The organism is Actinomycetota bacterium (assembly GCA_030776725.1).
Lineage (GTDB): Bacteria > Actinomycetota > Nitriliruptoria > Nitriliruptorales > JAHWKO01 > JAHWKW01.
Window position 1 is genome coordinate 1 of record JALYHG010000053.1, and the last position, 20,107, is coordinate 20,107.

16 protein-coding genes are annotated in these 20,107 nt (G+C 70.5%); 12 read left to right on the forward strand and 4 right to left on the reverse strand.

From position 1 onward, the window contains the following. The 4 genes from M3N57_02375 to M3N57_02390 form a co-directional block, all read left to right on the forward strand. Window positions 1–2,058: cell wall-binding repeat-containing protein (locus M3N57_02375; protein MDP9021545.1), on the forward strand; the 2,058-nt coding region annotated here is incomplete at its 5' end. Between the two features lie 163 nt (window positions 2,059–2,221). After that, on the forward strand, window positions 2,222–3,076 hold the full coding sequence (locus M3N57_02380) for an ABC transporter permease (protein MDP9021546.1): 855 nt from the start codon (window positions 2,222–2,224) through the stop codon (window positions 3,074–3,076). Beyond that, the gene (locus M3N57_02385; protein MDP9021547.1) at window positions 3,073–4,341 is read left to right on the forward strand and encodes an ABC transporter ATP-binding protein; all 1,269 of its coding nucleotides are present in this window, start codon (window positions 3,073–3,075) and stop codon (window positions 4,339–4,341) included. The genes M3N57_02380 and M3N57_02385 overlap by 4 nt, the downstream gene beginning before the upstream one ends. Before the next feature lie 4 nt (window positions 4,342–4,345). Continuing rightward, on the forward strand, window positions 4,346–5,422 hold the full coding sequence (locus M3N57_02390; GenBank protein MDP9021548.1) for a glycosyltransferase: 1,077 nt from the start codon (window positions 4,346–4,348) through the stop codon (window positions 5,420–5,422). A gap of 36 nt (window positions 5,423–5,458) precedes the next feature. Here the strand turns inward: M3N57_02390 and M3N57_02395 are convergent, their stop codons facing one another. Then, the gene (locus M3N57_02395; protein ID MDP9021549.1) at window positions 5,459–6,334 is read right to left on the reverse strand and encodes a DUF3105 domain-containing protein; all 876 of its coding nucleotides are present in this window, start codon (window positions 6,332–6,334) and stop codon (window positions 5,459–5,461) included. Window positions 6,335–6,498: 164 nt separating this feature from the next. On the opposite strand from M3N57_02395, the gene M3N57_02400 reads away from it, so the two are divergent. Next, complete coding sequence (locus M3N57_02400; protein MDP9021550.1) at window positions 6,499–7,875, forward strand: NCS2 family permease; 1,377 nt, start codon at window positions 6,499–6,501, stop codon at window positions 7,873–7,875. Window positions 7,876–7,877: 2 nt separating this feature from the next. Here M3N57_02400 and cofE read toward each other — a convergent pair whose 3' ends face one another. Beyond that, entirely contained in the window at window positions 7,878–8,600 is a 723-nt protein-coding gene (gene cofE / locus M3N57_02405; GenBank protein MDP9021551.1) for a coenzyme F420-0:L-glutamate ligase, read from the reverse strand. Continuing rightward, entirely contained in the window at window positions 8,597–9,535 is a 939-nt protein-coding gene (gene cofD, locus M3N57_02410) for a 2-phospho-L-lactate transferase (GenBank protein ID MDP9021552.1), read from the reverse strand. Before cofD ends, cofE begins: the two co-directional genes overlap by 4 nt. A 45-nt stretch (window positions 9,536–9,580) precedes the next feature. On the opposite strand from cofD, the gene M3N57_02415 reads away from it, so the two are divergent. The 5 genes from M3N57_02415 to M3N57_02435 all read left to right on the forward strand — a co-directional run bounded on the left by M3N57_02415 (window position 9,581) and on the right by M3N57_02435 (window position 14,190). Beyond that, window positions 9,581–10,357, forward strand: a complete 777-nt coding sequence (locus M3N57_02415) for a peptidoglycan recognition protein family protein (GenBank protein ID MDP9021553.1) — start codon at window positions 9,581–9,583, stop codon at window positions 10,355–10,357. 94 nt (window positions 10,358–10,451) lie between these two features. Then, window positions 10,452–11,096, forward strand: a complete 645-nt coding sequence (locus M3N57_02420) for an ABC transporter permease (GenBank protein ID MDP9021554.1) — start codon at window positions 10,452–10,454, stop codon at window positions 11,094–11,096. After that, window positions 11,093–12,319 (forward strand): ATP-binding cassette domain-containing protein, encoded by a 1,227-nt coding sequence (locus tag M3N57_02425; protein MDP9021555.1) that lies wholly within the window; start codon window positions 11,093–11,095, stop codon window positions 12,317–12,319. Before M3N57_02420 ends, M3N57_02425 begins: the two co-directional genes overlap by 4 nt. Then, the gene (locus M3N57_02430) at window positions 12,316–13,119 is read left to right on the forward strand and encodes an ABC transporter permease (protein ID MDP9021556.1); all 804 of its coding nucleotides are present in this window, start codon (window positions 12,316–12,318) and stop codon (window positions 13,117–13,119) included. Before M3N57_02425 ends, M3N57_02430 begins: the two co-directional genes overlap by 4 nt. A 72-nt stretch (window positions 13,120–13,191) precedes the next feature. Continuing rightward, a complete protein-coding gene (locus M3N57_02435; protein MDP9021557.1) occupies window positions 13,192–14,190 on the forward strand; it encodes a glycine/betaine ABC transporter substrate-binding protein in 999 nt (332 codons plus the stop codon). Window positions 14,191–14,364: 174 nt separating this feature from the next. Here the strand turns inward: M3N57_02435 and M3N57_02440 are convergent, their stop codons facing one another. Beyond that, window positions 14,365–14,520 (reverse strand): DUF1059 domain-containing protein, encoded by a 156-nt coding sequence (locus M3N57_02440; GenBank protein MDP9021558.1) that lies wholly within the window; start codon window positions 14,518–14,520, stop codon window positions 14,365–14,367. A 283-nt stretch (window positions 14,521–14,803) separates the two neighbouring features. Here M3N57_02440 and M3N57_02445 point away from each other — a divergent pair, with 283 nt between their 5' ends. Both M3N57_02445 and M3N57_02450 read left to right on the forward strand, forming a co-directional pair. Further along, complete coding sequence (locus tag M3N57_02445; protein ID MDP9021559.1) at window positions 14,804–17,377, forward strand: bifunctional FO biosynthesis protein CofGH; 2,574 nt, start codon at window positions 14,804–14,806, stop codon at window positions 17,375–17,377. Between the two features lie 127 nt (window positions 17,378–17,504). Further along, window positions 17,505–20,105 carry a helix-hairpin-helix domain-containing protein gene (locus M3N57_02450; protein MDP9021560.1) on the forward strand — a complete coding sequence of 867 codons (2,601 nt, stop codon included), beginning with the start codon at window positions 17,505–17,507 and terminating at the stop codon, window positions 20,103–20,105. The last annotated feature ends 2 nt before the right edge of the window (window positions 20,106–20,107 follow it).

Sequence of the window (20,107 nt, forward strand, 5' to 3'; positions counted from 1 at the left end):
CCTGGCGACCCGGAGGAACGCAAGGAGGTCCGCGTTCCGATCATCGATGACCGCACAGCCGGGGAGGGACCCGAGACCTTCTCCATCACCGTGGAGGCCGCCGGTGGGTTGGTGACCAAGAAGACCGCGCACACGGTGATCGACGACAACGACGGCGCCTCCGTGAACGTCAGCGACGCCATGGTCAACGAGGGTGCGGGCAGCGCGACCGTCACCTTCCAGCTCAGCTCGATCCTGTCGGAGGCGATCCACGTCGTCTGGCGTACCGCTGATGGCACCGCCACGCGCGGCGCGGACTACAAGCAGAGCAGCGGAGTCACGGCGATCAACGCCGGAGGGACGACCGCCTCCGTCACCGTGCCGATCGAGGCGGACAACGTCGTCGACGACTTCGAGGAACAGCTGTACGTCCTCATCGACTGTGTCAAGGCCTCGGCTGGTTCGGACTCCGATTGCACCCGGGACCTCTCCAGCGTGGCCGTACGCGGCGACTGGATCGGTCAGGTCACCATCCTCGACGACGAGTGGGCGATCGGGGGCGGGTCGGTCAACGAGGGGCCCCCCGACACGATCAGCACCATGATCTTCACCGTGACGCTCGCGAAGCCCACCGACCGGCCCGTCACAGCGTTCTACAGCACCAGGGACGAGGGCTCTGCGACCGCAGGCGTCGATTACGTCGCCGCAACGGACGCGACACTCACCATCCCCGAGGGCCAGAGCGGGTCGATCGCGGTCCAGGTCACGGGCGACGCGGCACCGGAGGCCAACGAGACGTTCCTGGTGGTGCTGGGACGCCCCGGGAACGTGTCCTGCTGCGGGCCTCACGTCGCCCAGGGTGTCATCATCGACGACGACGTCGCCGCCAACGCCGGACCGGACCGGACGGTCGACACCGAGGAACCGGTCACGTTCACCGCGACGTCGGCGGGCGGGGGCGGGAACAAGACCTTCACCTGGGAGTTCGGCGACGGGTCCACCGCGTCCGGTCAGGAGGTCACGCACCGGTACGCCACCCCGGGCATCTACACGGTGGCCTTGACCGTGGTCGACGAGGCCAGCCAGGCCACGGCCACCGACACCGCACGGATCACGGTCGTGGACACCGGCGTGGTCGGCCGCTCCTCGGGCCCCTCACGGATCGAGACCGCCATCGCGGTCTCGCGTGAGCACTGGCCCCAGGCGCTCGATGTGGTGCTGGCGACGGCCTACAACTACCCGGACGCGCTCGCCGCCGGGGCGTTGGCCGCCGAGCTCGACGCCCCCCTGCTGCTGACCGAACAGGATCGGTTGCGCGAAGACATCCGCGCCGAGCTGAGCCGGCTGCGCACCGAGAAGGTGTGGATCATGGGCGGGACCGGGGCCGTCGCGCAGCAGGTCGAGGACGACCTGCGCGCAGCCGGGTACCGCGTCGAGCGCGTCAAGGGGCCGGAGCGCTTCGCCACCGCAGCGGACGCCGTCCGCCGCGTCGGACCGAGCGCGCAAGGCGAGGTCGTGATCGCCCTCGGGTCGCACGCCGACGAGAACCGCGCCTGGCCCGACGCCCTGTCAGCCGGGTCGTTCGCGGCGCTGGCGGATCCGATCCCGACCCTACTGACGGCGAGCGACGTCCTGCCGGCCCCGACCGCGCGGGCGCTGGCGGACATGAACGTCCAGAGGGTCTTCCTCCTCGGCGGTGAGGCCGCGATCTCCCGCTCGGTGGAGGATGGCCTGCGCGGGTCGGGGTACCAGGTCCAACGGGTCGGCGGAGCCAACCGCTTCGAGACCTCGGCGATGGTGGCGGCGGTGGTGCTCCCGCGGATGCCGGCCGGGCAGGTCCACGGGGTGTACGCCACGGGCGCGAACTACCCGGACGGTCTCAGCGGCGGAGCGCTCGCCGCGCGGATGAGCGGACCGGTGCTGCTGGTCCCGCCTGACACGCTCGCCGGAGCGCCCGCCGTCGCCGACCTGATCCGCGCCCACGCCAACCGCTTCGACCTCGGGACGGTCGTCGGCGGCGCCGCTGTGGTGGCCGAGCCCGTCCGCGGGGAGCTGCAGGCTGGGATGCGAGCAAGCTAACAGGCGTCCAGGCCAGGCTCCTCCGGGCCAGGGTCCAGACCAGGGTCCAGACCAGCGGTCCGGGCCAGGGGTCCAGACCAGGGGGCCAGACCTGGGGTCGGCCAGGGGTCCAGGCGGAGCGGTGCCGTCTGTGGCGGTGCTGTCAAGACCTATACTCCCCGCCGTGCGCTCCCTCCTCGGCAACCTCCGCGATCTGTGGCACGCCCGGCAGCTCCTCCGGCAACTGGTCCAGAAGGAGCTCAAGGTCCGTTACAAGCACTCGGCGCTGGGGTTCCTGTGGTCGCTGATCACCCCCATCTTGATGACGGTGGTGTTCACCGCCGTGTTCGCGATCATCATCAAGATCCAGGTCGAGGACTTCGCGGCGTTCTTCGTCGCTGGGTACCTGGTGTGGTCGTTCTTCCAGAACGCGGTGCAGAACTCGGTGCAGGCGATCACCGGGAACGGGGCGCTGATCCGGAAGGTGTACTTCCCCCGGGAGGTACTGCCGCTGTCCAACGTGGTCGCCCAGGGGGTGCACTTCCTGTTGGCGCTCCTGGCGATCAGCCCCTACCTGGTGTGGACGCGTGGCCTGGGCGTCGTCGTGTACCTACCGGCGGTCGTCTTGGGGATCGTCCTGATCGGGGTCTTCGCCAGCGGGCTGGCGATGCTGTTCGCCGCAGCGAACGTGTCGTTCCGTGACCTGCAGGAGCTCGTCGTCGTGATCTTCCTGGTCTGGTTCTACCTCACGCCGATCATCTACCCCCTGCAGATGGTCATCGACGTGGCCGGCGACAGCGCGGTCGGTGCTGTCGCCCTGCAGGTCATCCGGGCGAACCCGCTGACGTGGTTCGTGGAGCTGTTCCGTTACCCGCTGTACGGCATCGTGCGCACCATGGGCGAGAACGCATCGTCGACCCTGCCCGTGTGGCCCAGCGTCGAGCTGATCCTCGCCACCACGTCGGTGGCGCTGGTGAGCTTCCTCGCCGGCTACATGGTGTTCCACCGCAACGCGCTCACCTTCGCCAAGGAGGTGTGAGCGCCGTGCTCGACCAGCTGCGTGACCTGATCCGCCCGGAGCGTGCCAACGGCACCGGTCCGGCGATCGTGGTGGAGAACCTGACCGAGACCTTCCGCCTGTACCAAGAGCAGCCCAGCGGGTTGAAAGAGCGGCTCACGACCCTGAAGCGGGCGAACTACTCCGAGTTCGAGGCGCTGAGCGACGTGTCGTTCACCGTGGAGCACGGCGAGAGCGTCGGCGTGATCGGCCACAACGGGTCGGGGAAGTCGACCCTGCTGAAGGTGCTCGCCCGGATCCTGCCGGCCGACCGGGGACGGGTCGAGATCAACGGTCGGGTGGCATCCCTGCTGGAACTCGGCGCCGGCTTCCACGGCGACCTGACGGGACGGGAGAACATCTACCTCAACGGGGCCATCCTGGGGCTGGCCAACGAGGACATCGACCGGCAGTTCGATGCGATCGTCGACTTCGCGGGCGTCCGCGGCTTCATCGACCAGCCGGTGCGCAACTACTCGAGTGGGATGTACGTCCGGCTCGGCTTCGCGATCGCCGTGCATGTCGACCCCGACGTCCTGCTGGTCGACGAGGTCCTGTCGGTCGGGGACGCGTTCTTCCAGACCAAGTCGCTGGAGCGGATGGCGAGCTTCCGCGAGCGCGGCAAGACGGTGTTCTTCGTCAGCCACGACCTGAACGCCATCGAGGAGCTCTGCCCGCGGGTCCTGGTCCTCGACCACGGCGAGCTGGTCTTCGACGGGTCCACCCGCGAAGGGGTGCAGCAGTACGCCCAGATCATGGGCACCGTCAGCGAGGACGAGGGCGACGGCTCGGGCCGGGTGGGGACCGGCCACGTCCGCATCGCCGCGGCGCGGCTGCTCGACGCCGACGGTCAGGTCGTGAACAAGGTCCCCCCCTCCAAGACCCTCGCGCTACGGCTAGATCTGCGTGCGGAGCAGGACGTCGAGGCGTGCAGCGCCGGCGCCACCTTCGAGACGGGCGACGGGCGGCGCCTCTACGAGGTCCACTCCACCTGGCAGGGGCTGGGCGTCGGTCCGCTCGCCGCGGGGGACACCGCGGTGCTGGAGATCCGGTTCACCGCTCACGTCCTCGCCGGCCACTACCGCATCAGCCCGACGGTCACCGACCCCACGGGGCGGACCGGCTACGACGTGCTGCCGCGCCCTGTCACGTTCGAGGTCACGCCGGCACCGGGCGGGTCCGGCCTGGTCGACTTCGTGGCCGCCACCCGCGTCGTCGAAGGGCCGTCGGTCGACCTCAGCAGCTGACGCGATGCGGGTCGCGGCCATCGTGGTCAACTGGAACGGGGCTCTGCAGCTGATCGCCTGCCTCGACGCGCTGGTCGCCCAGGATCACGACGACCTCGAGATCTGGGTGGTGGACAACGCCAGCACCGACGGTTCACGGGACCTGCTCGAGCGCTACGCCGCGGAGCGCACCGCGATCGCGGCCACGCGACCAGGCCAGCCACCGCTCCGCGTGCTGTGGAACGAGACCAACCGGGGGTACGCCGGCGCGGTGAACGACGCGCTGGCCCGCACCGACGCGACCGCGGTCGCCGTGGCCAACTTCGACGTGCAGCCCCGCCCCGACTACCTCTCGACCGCGGTGAGCGCCCTCCTCGCCGACGACCGCCGCGGCGCCGTGCAGGGCAAGCTGCTCCGGCCGGGGCGGGGCGCGGACGGCTCGGACGTGATCGACACCACCGGCCACGTCGCGTTCCGCACCCGGCTGTTCCGCAACCGCGGGGAGGGCCAGACCGACGCCGGCCAGTGGGATGAGCCCGGTGAGGTGTTCGGCGTGTCCGGAGCCCTCGCGCTGTACCGGCGAGCGATGCTCGACGACGTGGCGGTCGACGTCGACGGGCGGTGCGAGATCCTCGACGAGGACCTGTTCGCGTTCTTCGAGGACATTGACCTCGACTGGCGCGCCCGGATGCGCGGCTGGATGGCGTGGTACGAGCCGCGCGCGGTCGCCCAGCACCAGCGGGGCGGTGCCGGACCTCGTCGCACGGCGCACGTCGAGCAGTTGAACTTCCAGAACCGGCTACTGACCCTGATCAAGTGCGACAGTCCCTCGCGTTTCGTGCGCCACCTCCCCGGCTTCGCGGTCACGACGGTGCTCAAGGCCGGGGAGCTGCTGCTGACCGTCCCCCGTGCGTTCTTCGCGACGTTCAGCGCCGTCAGGCTCGTCCCGCGGATGCTCCGCAAGCGGCGGCTGGTCCACGCGGCCGCCACCGTCCCCAGCCGCCAGGTCGTGGACCGCTGGTTCGATCCGTTCGACTACCGCGATTGGGTGCGGGCCTGGTGGCATCGGGTGCGCGCCGAACGCCACCGATCACGGCGCTGACCGACCGCGCCGAAGCACGACTGCTCGCCCCGCCGTTCACCCGGCGGGCGACGGCTCCGTCTCGGCCGGTTGGGTCGCCCCCGGGGTCGGCGACTCATCCGGCGTCGCATCGTCCGGCGTTGCGTCGTCCGGCGTCGGCGGAGACGCTGTCTGCTGCGGCGTGGCCCCGTCGTCCTCGAACGACAGCACGTCGTCCGGGTACCCGGCGATCGCCGCCTCCGGGGCGCGGCCGTGCGTCCCGAAGTTCTCGATCAGGAACTTGTCGAGGGCCTGCTCCTCGAAGCGGTCGCAGTCCATCGAAACCGTCCACGCCCGGACCGCGAGCGCCTTGTTGCTGCTCTGGAACGGCCCCTCCCAGGGCGCCACGATGATGCCCGTCCCGCCCTCACCCTGGAAGCCGGCGCGGTTGCGTGCGCTGGCCCAGTCCTTCAGGGCCGAGACCTGCTCGTCGGGGAGCGCCTCCGGGCGGTACCACACCACGACCGCGCCGTGCTCCAGGTTGTGGGTCGTGCGTCGCTCGTCGACCGGCTCGTCGTAGGTGGCGACCCGCGCCGTGATGGCGAAGTGGCGCCCGCTGTCGGTCGGACGCACCGCGTAGAGCTGCTCGGCTGGCGGCGCCGGCTCGTCCAGGTGCTGGGTGCTCGGAGCGGGCGGGATCTCCACCGCCTCGCAGCCGGCCGCGTCCTGCGCGGCCTGGGCTGCCGCAGGCGAGATCGTGACGCCGGTCGGAGCCGGTGGCTCACGTGTGAAAACCAGCAACGCCGCGACCCCCGCCACGACAGCGATCGTGACCACGACGGTGACGATCCGCCGCCGGCGCTCCTCGCGGGCTGCCGCCGCCTCGCGTTCCCGGCGCTCGGCGCGGGCGCGTTCCCGCCGTTCGCGCTTGGTCGGACGCTCCCGGTCAGCCACTGAACGTCCCTCGCCATCGGACGCCGCGGCACTCTAGCCACCCCGTTCAGCGACCCGAAGGCGGTCGCGCCGGGGTACGCCGATCGAGCCAGCCCAGGTCAGGCTGCGCCCCGCTCCGCCCACCGCGTGGTACAAGCGCCCGGTAGCCGACCGGTGGAGGCCAGATGTTGGACTACTTCCGGCTCGAAGAGCGGCGCACGGACGTGCGCACCGAGGTGGTGGCGGGCGTCACCACCTTCATGACGATGGCCTACATCTTGTTCGTCAACCCGGCGATCCTGGGGCTGGAAGGCGCCGGCCTGGAGTTCGGTGCGGTCCTGTCGGTCACGGCGCTGGTGGCGGGCGTCATGACGATCGCCATGGGCATCGTCAGCAACTACCCGTTCGCGATCGCCAGCGGCCTCGGCCTCAACGCCGTCGTGGCCTTCCAGCTGGTCGGGGCTGAGGGGCTGACCTTCCCCGAGGCCATGGGGGTGGTGGTCACCGAGGGGGCGATCATCACCGTGCTCGTCCTGACCGGTTTCCGCGAAGCGGTGCTCGAGGCGATCCCCCTGGAGCTGAAGAAGGCGATCGGGGCGGGCATCGGCCTGTTCATCGCCATCATCGGGTTCGCCAACTCCGGGATCGTGATCCCCGGCCCGGGCGGTGGCGGCCCGGTCCTGATGCGAGGAGCCTTCGATTCCGCACGCATCGCGGTGTTCGTGAGCGGCTTCCTGATCACCGCCGTCCTGGTCGCGCGCCGGATCAAGGGGTCGCTGCTGATCGGGATCGTGCTGACCACGATCCTCGCCATGGTCGTCAACGCCGCTGCCGGCGGGGCGCTGTGGCAGGACGTCGGCGCGGGAGTCGCCCGCTTGCCGCAGGAGGTGATCGACGCTCCGGACTTCTCGCTGCTGGGTCAGTTCTCGTTCGGCTACTGGGCCAAGCTCGGGGCGCTGTCGGCGGTCCTGGCGGTGTTCACCCTGATGCTGGCCGATTTCTTCGACACGATGGGGACCGCGATCGCGCTCGGCAACGAAGGCGGCTTCCTCACGCCACGCGGACGGCTGCCCGGCATGAACCGTGTCCTGTTGGTGGACTCGCTGGCAGCTGCCGTCGGCGGGGCGGCGTCCGCCTCGAGCGCCACCACGTACATCGAATCGGCGAGCGGGATCGAGGAGGGCGGCCGGACGGGGCTGACCAGCGTCGTGATCGGTGTGTTGTTCCTCGGGGCGATCTTCTTCAGTCCGCTGGCGGGGATCATCCCGCCCGAGGCGACCGCACCGGCCCTCATCCTGGTCGGGTTCTTCATGATCTCGGTGGTCCGCGACCTGCCGTGGGACGACTACGCCACGGCGATCCCCGCCTTCCTCACCATGGTGGTGATGCCGTTCAACTTCTCCATCACCGACGGGATCGGTTGGGGGTTCGTGTCGTACACGGTGATCAAGGTCGCGACCGGACGCGTCGGTGAGGTGCACTGGATGATGGCCGCCTCGAGCGTGGCGTTCCTGCTGTACTTCGGGATCGACCCGATCAGGCGCTTGGTGCTGGGCGGCTGAGGTCAGCGGACCCCGCGACGGAACAGGTCCTCGTCCGCCGGTCGCAGCAGCTGTCGGGCGGAGCCGTCCGGGTCGCGCTCAACGGCCGCGCCGCGGATCACCACGAACGGCACACCACCGGCCTTGCGTCGCGCCAGGTCGGCAGCGGCGGCGAGCTCGTCGGCCACCGCCACAACGGTCACCTCGAGGCGTCGACCGTGGCGGTCGAGCCCACCGCGCTCATCACGCAGCGGGGCGATCCCGGCCACGCCGATGGCCACGTCGGTCTGGCCCAGCCGCCACGGGCGGCCGAACGTGTCGGAGATGACCACGCCGACCTCGACGCCGCCACGTTCGCGCAGTGCTGCGGCCAGACGACGCGCTGACGCGTCCGGATCGGTGGGCAGCAGCGACAGCATCCCCGGGGGGACGTTGGACGCATCCACCCCTGCGTTGGCGCACACGAACCCGTGCTCGGTCTCGGTGATCAGCACGTCGGCGGCCTCCGCCACGATCCGCGCCGCCTGTTCCCGGGCGATCCTGCGGCGGGCGTGGATCGGGTCCTCACCGACGGCGAGCGTCACCAACGCACCTTCGGCCTTGCTGACGACCTTCTGCGCCACGCACAGCACGTCGCCGTCGGCGAGGGTCCAGCCACCGGCGTGACAGGCGGAGACGACCAGCGCCGCGAGGTCGTCGCCTGGCCGGACCTCGGGCACGTCCGGCAGGGCAGCGACCTGGATCATCGCAGCGACCTCGCCAGTTCCAGCGTCGTCTGCGCCAGCGCGGTCGCCACGGCGACGTCGTCCATCAACGTGTCGGTGACCTCCACCGCGACGCCCAGGTCCTCGATGGCGCCCGCGAGGTCGCGGTCGGCCTCGTCGATCACCCACCCGTCCAGGAGCTGCCCGTACCAGGCGGCGACCCCGTGTGCTGACACGTCCGCACCGACGGCCGGGAGCAGCCGGTCGGCCATGCCGCGCACCACCGCGCCGCCCACGACCGGGGAGACCCCGACCACCGGCGCGTCGGTCGCCTCCAGCGCATCCCGGATGCCGGGCACGGCCAGGATCGTCCCGATCGACACGACCGGGTTCGAGGGGGAGATCACGACGGCGTCGGCGTCGCGGATGGCGTCGGTGACGCCGGGGGCCGGGCGGGCCTTCTCGGCGCCGGCCAGGGACACCTCGACGACGTGGTCCGCGGCGTGGTCGCGGACCCAGTACTCCTGGAAGTGCACGCACCGCCCGTCGGCGGTGCGCACCCGGGTGGCGACCGGATCATCGGTGGCCGGCAGGAGCCGCACGTCGAGGTTCCACGCGGTCGCGATCGCGGCCGTCACCGCCGACAACGGGCGTCCTTGCCGCAACCAGTGCGTGCGGACCAGGTGCGTGCCGAGGTCGTGGTCACCGAGCGTGAACCAGGTCGGCTCCCCGTAGCGGGCGACCTCCTGGGACACGTGGAACGTCTCGTTGGCGCGTCCCCAGCCCTGCTCGGGGTCGACCACCCCGGCGAGGGTGTAGGTGAGCGTGTCCAGGTCGGGGCTGACGTGCAGGCCGTGCAGTTGTATGTCGTCGCCGACGTTGACGATCACCGTGATGTCACGCGGCTCGGCGACGCGCACCAGCCCGCGGAGGAACCGCGCCGCGCCGACGCCGCCGGCCAGGATCGCGTACACCACCACCTCCACGTGACGAGGGACCGCCGAGGCTGGGAGGATAGGGGCGTGAACCGACGCCAGGTGCTGCGCTGCCTCGCCGCTGTTCTCGGCGCGGTCGCCACGGGCGGCTGCACCGGCCGCAGCGACCGTGAACCGGCGCTGGACGTCGAACCGGTCTCCGACCCGCCGCCGGTCACAGGTGACCCGGCGGCGTCACCTCCCCGCACACCGGAGCAGCCACCGCTCGAGGAGCGCACCGCCACGCCCGCGGCCGCCCCCGTGGCGGTGCGCTCGGTCGTGTGCCGGGCGGACTGGGCAGCGTCGGCCCCGACCGGCCCCTACCGCCGCCACACGATCGAGCGTCTCACCGTCCACCACACGGCGGTCGTGAACGACGACCCATCGCGTCAACCCGACCTTCTCCGCCGACACCAACGGAACCACCAAGCACGCGGCTTCGTCGACCTCGCCTACCACCTGGTGATCGCCGGTGACGGAACCGTCTACGAGGGTCGGGCCGTCACCGCGGTGGGGGAGACCTTCACCGACTACGACCCGGCAGGGCACTTCCTTCCGTGCCTGGAGGGCAACTTCGACCGCCAGGAGCCCTCCGGCGCACAGCTGGCGGCGCTGGCCGACGTGCTGGCGTGGGCCGCGGTCACCTTCGGCGTGCCGCCCGAGACGATCCGCGGGCACCGCAGCTTCGCCGCGACCCGCTGTCCCGGCGATGCGTTGCAGCGGCTGGTCGACGACGGCAGCCTCGAACGTTGGGTCACCGAGCGGATCGCTGCGGGTGGCGTGCGTCTCGAGCTGACCTGCGGCGGAGCGCTCGCGGTCACCTGAAGCCGTCCCCGCCGCAGCGCGGTGAGCGCCGGATCCGGGGAGCGAGCGCCCGTCCCTGTCTAGTCTGGGGTTGGACACCGAGGAAGGGGCTGCGGTGACCATCTGGGGCTACCTGGAGCGCCGCTGGGAAACCGTCCTGGAACTGACGATCGAGCACGTCGTCCTCGTCGCGGTCTCCGTGGCCATCGCCGTGGTGATCGGCGTGTTCCTCGCCACTCTCGTCCACCGCAACAACCGCGCGACCGCGTTGCTCCTCAACGTCACCAACGGTCTGTTCACCATCCCGGCCCTCGCCTACTTCACCGTCCTGGTGGCCCTGGTCGGCCTCGGCTGGGCCCCGAGCATCATCGTCCTGGCCATCTACGCCCTGCTCCCGATCGTGCGCAACACGGTGACGGGGCTACGCGAAGTGAACCCGGCGATCGTGAAGGCCGCGACGGGCATGGGCATGGGACGGATCCAGCTCGTCACCCGGATCCAGCTCCCGCTCGCCTGGCCGGTGATCCTCGGCGGCATCCGCGTCGGGGCCGTGCTCACGGTCGGCATCGCGGCGGTCGCTGCCTACATCAGCGGACCGGGGCTCGGACGGGAGATCTTCGGCGGCCTCTCGTCGCTGCGCTCGGCCCGCGCCGTGCCCCAGGCGGTGGTCGGCACGGTCGGGATCATCGTCGTCGCCCTGCTGATCGACGCCTTCCTGGTCGTCGTCGGCAAGCTCACCACCGCCAAGGAGATCCGATGACCGAGACCGCGACTGCTGCGAGTGAGCCGATGATCACGCTCGACTCGCTCACCAAGCGCTACCCGCAACAGCAGGTCCCCGCCGTTGACCACTTCGACCTGGAGGTCCCCGAAGGCGAGATCGTCGTCCTCGTCGGTCCCTCTGGGTGCGGGAAGACGACCACCCTGGAGATGATCAACCGCCTCATCGAGCCGACGTCCGGTCGGATCATCCTCGAGGGCGAGGACGTCACGCACGTGAACGTCGATCGGCTCCGCCGGCGCATCGGCTACGTCATCCAGCAGATCGGGCTGTTCCCGCACCGCACCATCGCGCAGAACATCGCGACGGTCCCTCAGCTCGTCGGGTGGGACAGGCAGCGCATCTCCGCGCGCGTCGATGAGCTGCTCGAGCTCGTCGGCCTCGATCCGGCGATCTACCGCGATCGGTACCCGAAGGAGCTGTCCGGTGGGCAACGCCAGCGGGTCGGCGTCGCCCGCGCGATGGCGAGCGATCCACCGGTCATGCTCATGGACGAGCCGTTCGGCGCGACCGATCCCATCACCCGCGAGCGACTCCAGAACGAGTTCCTGCGCATCCAGCAGGACATCAGCAAGACGATCGTGTTCGTCACCCACGACATCGACGAGGCGATCAAGATGGGCGACCGCATCGCCATCCTCCAAGAGGGCGCCCGCATCGCCCAGTACGACACGCCAGAGAACATCCTCAGCGACCCGGCGAACGAGTTCGTCGAGGAGTTCCTCGGCTCGGGCATCGTGCTGAAACGCCTGAACCTCGCCTGCGTCGGTGACGTGCGGCTGTCGGACACGTGGCCGACGGTGGGCATCGGGACGGACCGTGAGGCGGTTCGACGGACGATGGTGGAGGCCGACGAGGGGCACGTCCTGCTCCTCGACGAGGTGCAGCGGCCACGCCGCTGGCTCCGCGCACGCGACGTCGACAGCGACCGTCCGCTGGAAGAGGCCGGCATCCCGGTCGAGACCGTGCTCCGCCCCGACGTCACGCTCTCCGACGCGTTGCAGGAGATGCTCACCAGTGCGGTGGGCGTGGCGGTGATCGTCGACCGGGACGGCGGCTACCTCGGAACGCTCGACCTCGAGATCATCAACCAGGCGATCAGCAACATGCGCGAAGCGGCGCGTGAACGCGACCGCGAGGAGGTGCGCGCAACCGTTCGACCAACGAGCGAGGAGGCGTCGACCGCCGAGACGACCACGTGAGCGTCCTGGATGGCCAGGCACCGCCCGACGAGCAGGTCGGGCCGGTCGAGGACGTGCGCGACCGCGGCGCGTTCCTCCCCAAGTGGGCCCGGTACCTCGTGACACCCGGCGTCGTCACCGCCAGCTTCCTCGCCCTGTACCTGTACATGAGCGCCCGCGACCTCGGCGGCATCGAACGGCGCGTGCTCACCTACCCGGTGATCAGGGCGCGCACGATCGAGCACATCGACATCTCGTTCTGGGCGACCGTGATCGTGCTGTCGTTGGCGATCCCGACCGGGATCATGCTCACCCGCCCGTGGGCGCGCCGGGTCACACCGCTGTTCGTGGGACTCGCGAACATCGGACAGGGTGTGCCCTCGATCGGGACGTTCGTCCTGGTCTTCCTGATCCTCACCCGCAGGGGGCGGTACGCCGCCATCATCGGGCTGGCGATCTACGCCTTCCTCCCGGTGCTCCGCGGGACGATGGTCGGCCTCCAGCAGGTGCCGTGGGAGGTCATCAAGGCGGGGCGCGGCATGGGTTTGAACCGGATGCAGGTCCTGCGCCAGATCGAGCTGCCGCTTAGCGTCCCGATCCTGCTGACCGGCGTCCGCACCGCGCTCGTGCTGACGGTGAGCACCGCGCCCCTGGCCGCCTTCGTCCAGGGCGGTACGCTCGGTGCGATCATCATCACCGGCTTCGCCCAGAGCCGCTTCACGCTGGTGGTCACCGGCAGCGTCCTGGCAGCCGGGCTCGCGCTTCTGGCAGACTGGGCCGGCGGCATCGCCGAGGACCAGCTACGACCGCGCGGCCTATGAGACCATGATGTCCAGCAGCGCAGCGTCGCCCCAGGCGTCATCGAACCATCAGTCACCGATCGAGGAGAAGACGTGCACTTCGACCTGTCCAGGTACACGATGAGAGTCACCGCGCTGCTCGCGGCGCTGGCCCTCGCGCTCGCGGCGTGCGGGGACGGCGACGGGGTCACCGGTGACGGTGACGGCGACGGCGCCGCGCCGGACAACCTCATCTCGGAGAACTACGACCTGTCCGACGTGAACATCCGTTTCGGCTCGAAGGACTTCACCGAGCAGCTGGTCCTCGGCCAGATCGCCGCGAAAGCCCTCGAGGCGGCCGGGGCGTCGGTCAACCTCACGGAGAACCTCGCCAGCCCCGACGGGCCGCGCAACGCGCTCCTCGCCGGCGAGATCGACGCGGCGTGGGAGTACACCGGGACCGCGTGGATCAACTACCTCGGCAACGAGGAGCCGATCGAGGACCCGATCGAGCAGTGGGAGGCGGTGAAGCAGCAGGACCTCGAGGAGAACAACGTCTTCTGGACCGAACCGGCTCCCTTCGACGACACCTACGGCTTCGCGTACCCGCGTGATGCGGTGGACGAGTTCGGGATCGAGACGGTCTCCGAGCTCGCCGAGTTCGTGCAGGCCAACCCCGACCAGGCGAGCCTCTGCGTCGACCCGACCTTCGCCTCCCGCGAGGACGGGCTACCACGCGTTGAGGAGGTCTACGGCTTCCAGTGGCCGCGGAACCAGCTCCACCAGTCGGACTTCGGCGTGATCTACGACTCCGTCGCCAGGCAGAACCCCTGCAACTTCGCTGAGATCTTCACCACCGACGGTCGCATCGGCGCGCTCGACCTGCTGGTGCTCGAGGACGATAAGAACGCCTTCATCAGCTACCTGTCCGCGGTCATGATGATGGAGGATTTCGCGAACGAGCACCCCGATCTCGCGGGTCTGTTCGAGGAGATCGGCGCGCCGATCACCGAGGACGTCATGATCGACCTCAACGAGCGTGTCGACGTCGGCGGGGAGTTCCCCGAGGACGTCGCCGAGCAGTACCTGCGCGAGCAGGGGTTCATCCGGTGACGGCGCCGCGCTGACGCGCCATCCGGCGCCGGAGGGCGTGGTCTGAAGGACCGTCAGGCCACGCCCCCGCGGCCGATGTTCGATCGGCTTCGATCGGCTGTCGTGTGCACGTGACGGGCCCTGCACGGGGCCCGCTGCCGACTCCAGCGGTCCACGGCCGTTCGTTGCGTCGCGCTACCGCTCCCTGGCGACCTGCTTGACGTAGTTGCCGAGCGTCTTGCTCATGGTGTGGATGTCGTGCTTGTCCCTCAGGTGTTCCTCCACGTCACGCTCGAGCTCCTCCTGCGAAGCCGCCCTGAAGCGCCCGCTGCAGTGGGCACCGGCGTCCACTCACCGGAACTCGTACGCCATCTCCGTTCCGTTCCGTCGGCTGCGTCCGGCCGTGAAGTGTGACCAGACGGTGCCGGGGACGGCAATACGTGTCATGTCCACATACCTGCCAGTCGCACCTAGGTCACTCAGGTAGCGAAGCGGTAGTGACCCGGACTACGTCACTCAGGTAGCGAAGCGGTCGTGACCCGGACTCCTAGGATGACCGCGCAGCCAACTGCCGGGAGATGCGATGGCGAGCGCCACGACGCACGGCTCAGGCGACCAGCGATCGGCGGACCGGATGGCGGACGAGGCCGCGCTGGGTCGGTTGCGGCGCCGTGCGTTGCGCCGTGCCGAGCAGGGGCTGGCTATCACACGCGACGAGGCCGCGTCGCTGCTGACGTGCCGCGGCGTGGAGCTCGAGCGCCTGATGTCGATCGCCGGGCGCATCCGCGACGCCGGCGGCTTCGTCACGGCCGACGGGCGTCGACGGGTCACCTACTCGCGGAAGGTGTTCATCCCGTTGACGCACCTGTGCCGCGACCGCTGTGGGTACTGCACGTTCGCGTGGCCACCCAAGCGTGACGTCCCCGCCTACCTCTCACCCGACGAGGTCGTCGACATCGCTCGTCGCGGCCAGGCGGCCGGGTGTAAGGAAGCGCTGTTCACGCTCGGTGACCGCCCCGAGGAGCGCTACCCGCGGGCACGACAGTGGCTGGAGGCGCACGGTTACGCCACGACGTTGGAGTACCTGCGGGCGGTCGCCATCCGGGTGATCGAGGAGACCGGCTTGCTGCCGCACCTCAACCCCGGCGTGATGACGTGGACGGAGCTCGCCACCTTGAAGCAGGTCTCGGCCTCGATGGGGCTCATGCTCGAATCGACGTCGCGGCGACTGCTCGAGAAGGGCGAGGCGCACTGGCGCGCCCCCGACAAGGATCCGCAGGCGCGGCTGCGCACGATCGAGGACGCCGGCCGGCTGTCGGTCCCGTTCACGTCCGGGCTGCTGATCGGCATCGGCGAGACGCTGGTCGAACGGGTCGACACCGTCCTGGCGCTCCGCGACCTGCAGCGCAAGTACGACCACCTGCAGGAGGTCATCGTCCAGAACTTCCGTGCGAAGCCGGGGACGGCCTTCCGCGATCGGCCAGAGCCGACGTTCGACGACCTGCTCGCCACCGTGGCGATGGCCCGGATCGTCCTCGGCCCGAAGGTTCACGTGCAGGCCCCACCGAACCTCTCGCCCGACCGGTACCCCGCGATCCTGCGGGCGGGGATCGACGACTGGGGAGGCGTCTCGCCGATCACGCCCGACCACGTCAACCCCGAGATGCCCTGGCCTGTCGTCGACGAACTGTCCCGCCGGTCCGCCGAGGAAGGGTGCCTCCTCGTTGAGCGCTTGACCGTCTACCCCGAGTACGTCCGGCGACCCGACCCGTTCCTGGCCGGGCGGATGCGCGGCCCCGTGGCGGCCCTGGCGGCACCCGATGGACTCGCCAGGCCCGGCCACCGCCCCCGACCCCACCCGTGGCAGGACCCCGACGGCCTCGCGACCCAGGCCATGACCGCTGAGATGCGGGCGGTCGTCTCCGGCGACGAGGCGGTCGGGTCGGCCGCCGATGGGCGGAACGTCCGCTCGGCCGACGACGAACACCAACGTGCCGTCTACGGAGACGTCCACTTCATCGCCGCCGGCGTGGTCTCGTCCAACCGTCCTCGCGAGCACGGCACCGCCCGCACCGCGATCCGCCGGGACGTCGCCGCGGCCCTCGCGAAGGCGCAGCGGGGCGCCGTCCTGGACGACGACGAGGCGTTGGCGCTGTTCGACACGACCGGTGTGGAACTCGAGGCGCTGTGTCGGGCGGCCGACGAGGTCCGCGCCGACCGGGTCGGCGACACCGTCACGTACGTGGTGAACCGCAACATCAACTTCACCAACATCTGCTACACGGGCTGCCGGTTCTGCGCGTTCGCGCAACGCCGCGCCGACCGCGACGCCTACAACTTGTCCCTCGAGGAGGTCGCCGACCGTGCGGAAGAGGCCTGGGAGGCTGGCGCCACCGAGGTGTGCATGCAGGGCGGCATCCACCCGGATCTCGGCGGCGCGTACTACTTCGAGATCCTCGACGCGGTCAAGCGCCGGGTCCCCGACATCCACGTGCACGCGTACAGCCCGATGGAGGTCGTCAACGGCGCCACCCGGCTGGGCGTCTCGATCCGCGAGTGGCTGCAGGAAGCGCGACACCGCGGGCTCGGGACGGTGCCCGGCACAGCGGCGGAGATCCTCGACGACGAGATCCGGTGGGTACTGACCAAGGGGAAGCTGCCCGCCGCCGCGTGGATAGAGGTGATCACCACCGCACACCAGGTGGGGCTGCGCTCGTCGTCGACCATGATGTACGGCCACGTCGACGAGCCGCGGCACTGGGTCGCGCACCTCAAGCTGCTGCGTTCGATCCAGGAAGAGACGGGGGGCTTCACCGAGTTCGTCGGGCTGCCGTTCGTGCACCAGCAGGCCCCGATCTACCTGGCCGGGGTCGCTCGGCCCGGCCCGACCTGGGAAGACAACCGCCGGGTGCACGCGGTCGCGCGACTGCTGCTGCAAGGCGCCATCGACAACATCCAGCCGTCGTGGGTGAAGATGGGCTTGGAGGGGGCCGTCACCATCCTGCAGGGCGGCGCGAACGACCTCGGCGGGACGCTGATGGAGGAGACGATCTCGCGCATGGCCGGATCCGAGCACGGCATCCGTCGGTCCCCCGAAGAGCTGCGCGCGACAGCCGCTCGCGCCGGCCGCCCCGCCGCGGAACGCACCACGACCTACGACCGGTTGGAGACCGCCGGGATCCGCTACCGCGTCGTTGCGACGGTCTGACGCCGGGGCGAGACGGCCATGCAGCGGTGGGCTGACCGGGCGCTCGCCGCTTTCGATGTTGGCAGCGACTCCCCGCTGGACCGCCACGTCGGGACTACGCTCCCGACGGTGGTGGAGGGGGACGAGCGTGGACGACAGTCTCTTCGTGCGGGGCGCGGACGAACCGGACGTCGAACGACTCTTCTCTGAGGCGGTCGAGCGGCAGGTTACCGAACAACGCGAACTCAACCGTCTCCTCGGTGACGCCGCCGAGCGCCTCGACGGGATGGAAGCCGTGTTGCGTGCACTGCGCGACAGTGCCGCCTCACAGGCGGTGGCGCTGCGGTCCGAGGTCCACGAGGCGCTCGGGCGGCTAGGGGAGGAGCTCGACGAGCGCTTCCGTCGGCTCGCCGAGGAGATCGACCGTCTCCGCCAGGCCAGCACCGACCACGCCGTTCGCCTGGTTCAGCTGGCGGAGTCGACCGAGGGCGCCGTCGCCTCCCTCGACGAACGCGCCGCCCGGCTCGATCAGGATGTGCAGCGGCTGGCGGACCAGCACGCCACACCCGACGACGACGTCGCCGAACGGGTCGAGACAGCCCTGTCCGACCTCGGCCGGGTGGTCCGGGGGACGATCGAGGCGGTCGAGCAGGAGCGCAACGCCGAGGTCGTCGGGCAGGTCAGGGACGTCGTCGCGCTCGTCTCCGACCGCCTGGCTGCCCTCGAACAGCAGGTGCAGAACGCGTCGTGGCGGACCGGCGAGGCCGTCACACCCGAGGCGGCGGAGCACCTGCAGGCGCTGGTGCAGGCGGTGGAGTCGGCGACCGACCGCACGACGGCGCTCGACCGGCGTGTGGAGGCGCTCGCCGACGAGTTCCGGGAACAGGCCGTGTCGCGGCGTGACGAGGACGCGGCTCGCCGTGAGGCGGACGCCCGGGAGCTCCTCGCCCAGCTCGGGGCGCGCGTCGACGCCGGTATCCAAGACACCGTCGTTGCGCTGCGCACGTCGCTGTTGAGCCGCCTGGCTGCCCTCGAAGAGCAGGTCGACAACGCGTCGTGGCGGACCGGCGAGGCCGTCATGGCCGGGGTGGAGGAGCGCCTCGCGGCGTTGGTCCGACCTGACGATGGCGACCGTCTCACGAGTCGGCTCGCCCAGGAGCTGGACGCTCGGGTGGCGGCGTTGGGGGAGCGGCTGGCCGCGCGGGTCGGCGATGATCGCGCCGAGGCGGTGCAGTACCTGCAGGCGCTGGTGCAGGCGGTGGAGTCGGCGACCGACCGCACGACGACGCTGGACCGGCGCATGGAGGCGCTCGCCGACGAGTTGGACGCACGGTTCGCCACCCAAGAAGCACAGTTACGAGCCGGCCGATTCGCGATCGAGGAGCACTTGACCGCGGCCGAGGAGCGACGTGTGATCGCCGATGCTGCGACCCGGGCAGCCGTCGACGAGCAGCTCACGACTTTCGTCGTCCGCGCCGACCAGCTGACCCGTGGCGTCCAGGAACGGACCGACGAGCTCCGCGCAGCGCTCGAGGCGCGCTTGGCGGAGGCGACCCGCCGCAGCGAGGACCACCTGGCGCAGGCCACCCGGATCAGCGAGGCCCAGTCGGCGCACCTCAGCCGCATCAGCGAGGCGATGCGAACAGCGCTCGACGCCACCCTCGAGCGGGTGGTCGCCGACCTCGACCGTCGCCTGCAGGCACTCGACGCCGGCCTCGACGAGCGACTGCCGCAGGTGCTGGAGGGGCACCGTCGCCAGCTCGCGGATGCGCTCACCACCGCCTTGGACCGCGGTGAGCAGCAACTGCGAGCCGCACATCAGGAGCTGCGCTCGGTCGGTGCTGAGGTCCAGGAGCTCGGGGCCGGACTGCAGGAACGTGTCGAGGCGGCGATCGAGGCGGCTGCGACCGACTTCCGACGCGGGACGCAAGAGGCGACGGAGGCGGTGCGCACGATCGGCGACGAGACTGCCGCCGACGTCCGCGCGGTCGGACTGCAGGCTGCCGGCAACATCCGGGTTGCGAGCGACGAGGCCGCCGCCGACGTCCGCTCAGCGGGCGAGCACGTGCAGCAGCTCGTCGACTTCGTCGGCCGAGTGGAGGCATCCCTGGTGGAGTACCTCGACGCCCGCGATCGCCGGCTCGAGCAGGAGCGCCATCGTGTGCTCCAAGAACTGGTCGAGGAGTTCGCCGCGGGGCTATCACGGCGGGAGACGCGGAAACTCGCGGGGCGTCTCGACGCTGCCCGAGAGCGGATCCTCGGCCACGAGCCCCCACCCGACCCCGAGCCGCGACCGGTCGGCGGGCGAGCTCTCCTCGACGCGCTCGAGGCCGACCCTCGAGACGAGGCGACATCGACGACGTGGGGCCAACACGAGCGCGCGACGTCGTGGACCACCGGCGCGACCGACGCGGCCGTGGATCAGAGCGGGCCCGAGCTCACGGGCACCCCGCCCCACGCACACCCCGGCGACCACGGAGCTGATCAGCCATCAGCCGCCCGGCGCGAGTCCCTGCCCGGTCGCACGCCAGCGTCGCACGGCGGTGACAACGGGGCCCGCTCGAACCTGCAGGCGGTGCTGGCCGACGTGAAGGGACTCGGGCCGTCCAGGACGCAGGCGCTCCTCGATCGCTTCGGAACGCTGGAAGCCATCCGTGCCGCGTCCATCGAAGACCTCATCGAGGTCAAGGGCATCGGGGTGGCGACCGCGCGCGAGATCCGCCGCAGCGTCCGACCCAGAGGCCGTTAGGC

What these genes read in the sequence shown, in the direction of transcription:
- M3N57_02445 (MDP9021559.1), top strand. Translation starts at nt 14,804, where the DNA reads ATGGCGGACGAGGCCGCGCTGGGTCGGTTGCGGCGCCGTGCGTTGCGC.
- M3N57_02400 (MDP9021550.1), top strand. Translation starts at nt 6,499, where the DNA reads ATGTTGGACTACTTCCGGCTCGAAGAGCGGCGCACGGACGTGCGCACC.
- M3N57_02390 (MDP9021548.1), top strand. Translation starts at nt 4,346, where the DNA reads ATGCGGGTCGCGGCCATCGTGGTCAACTGGAACGGGGCTCTGCAGCTG.
- M3N57_02425 (MDP9021555.1), top strand. Translation starts at nt 11,093, where the DNA reads ATGACCGAGACCGCGACTGCTGCGAGTGAGCCGATGATCACGCTCGAC.
- cofE (MDP9021551.1), bottom strand. Translation starts at nt 8,600, where the DNA reads ATGATCCAGGTCGCTGCCCTGCCGGACGTGCCCGAGGTCCGGCCAGGC.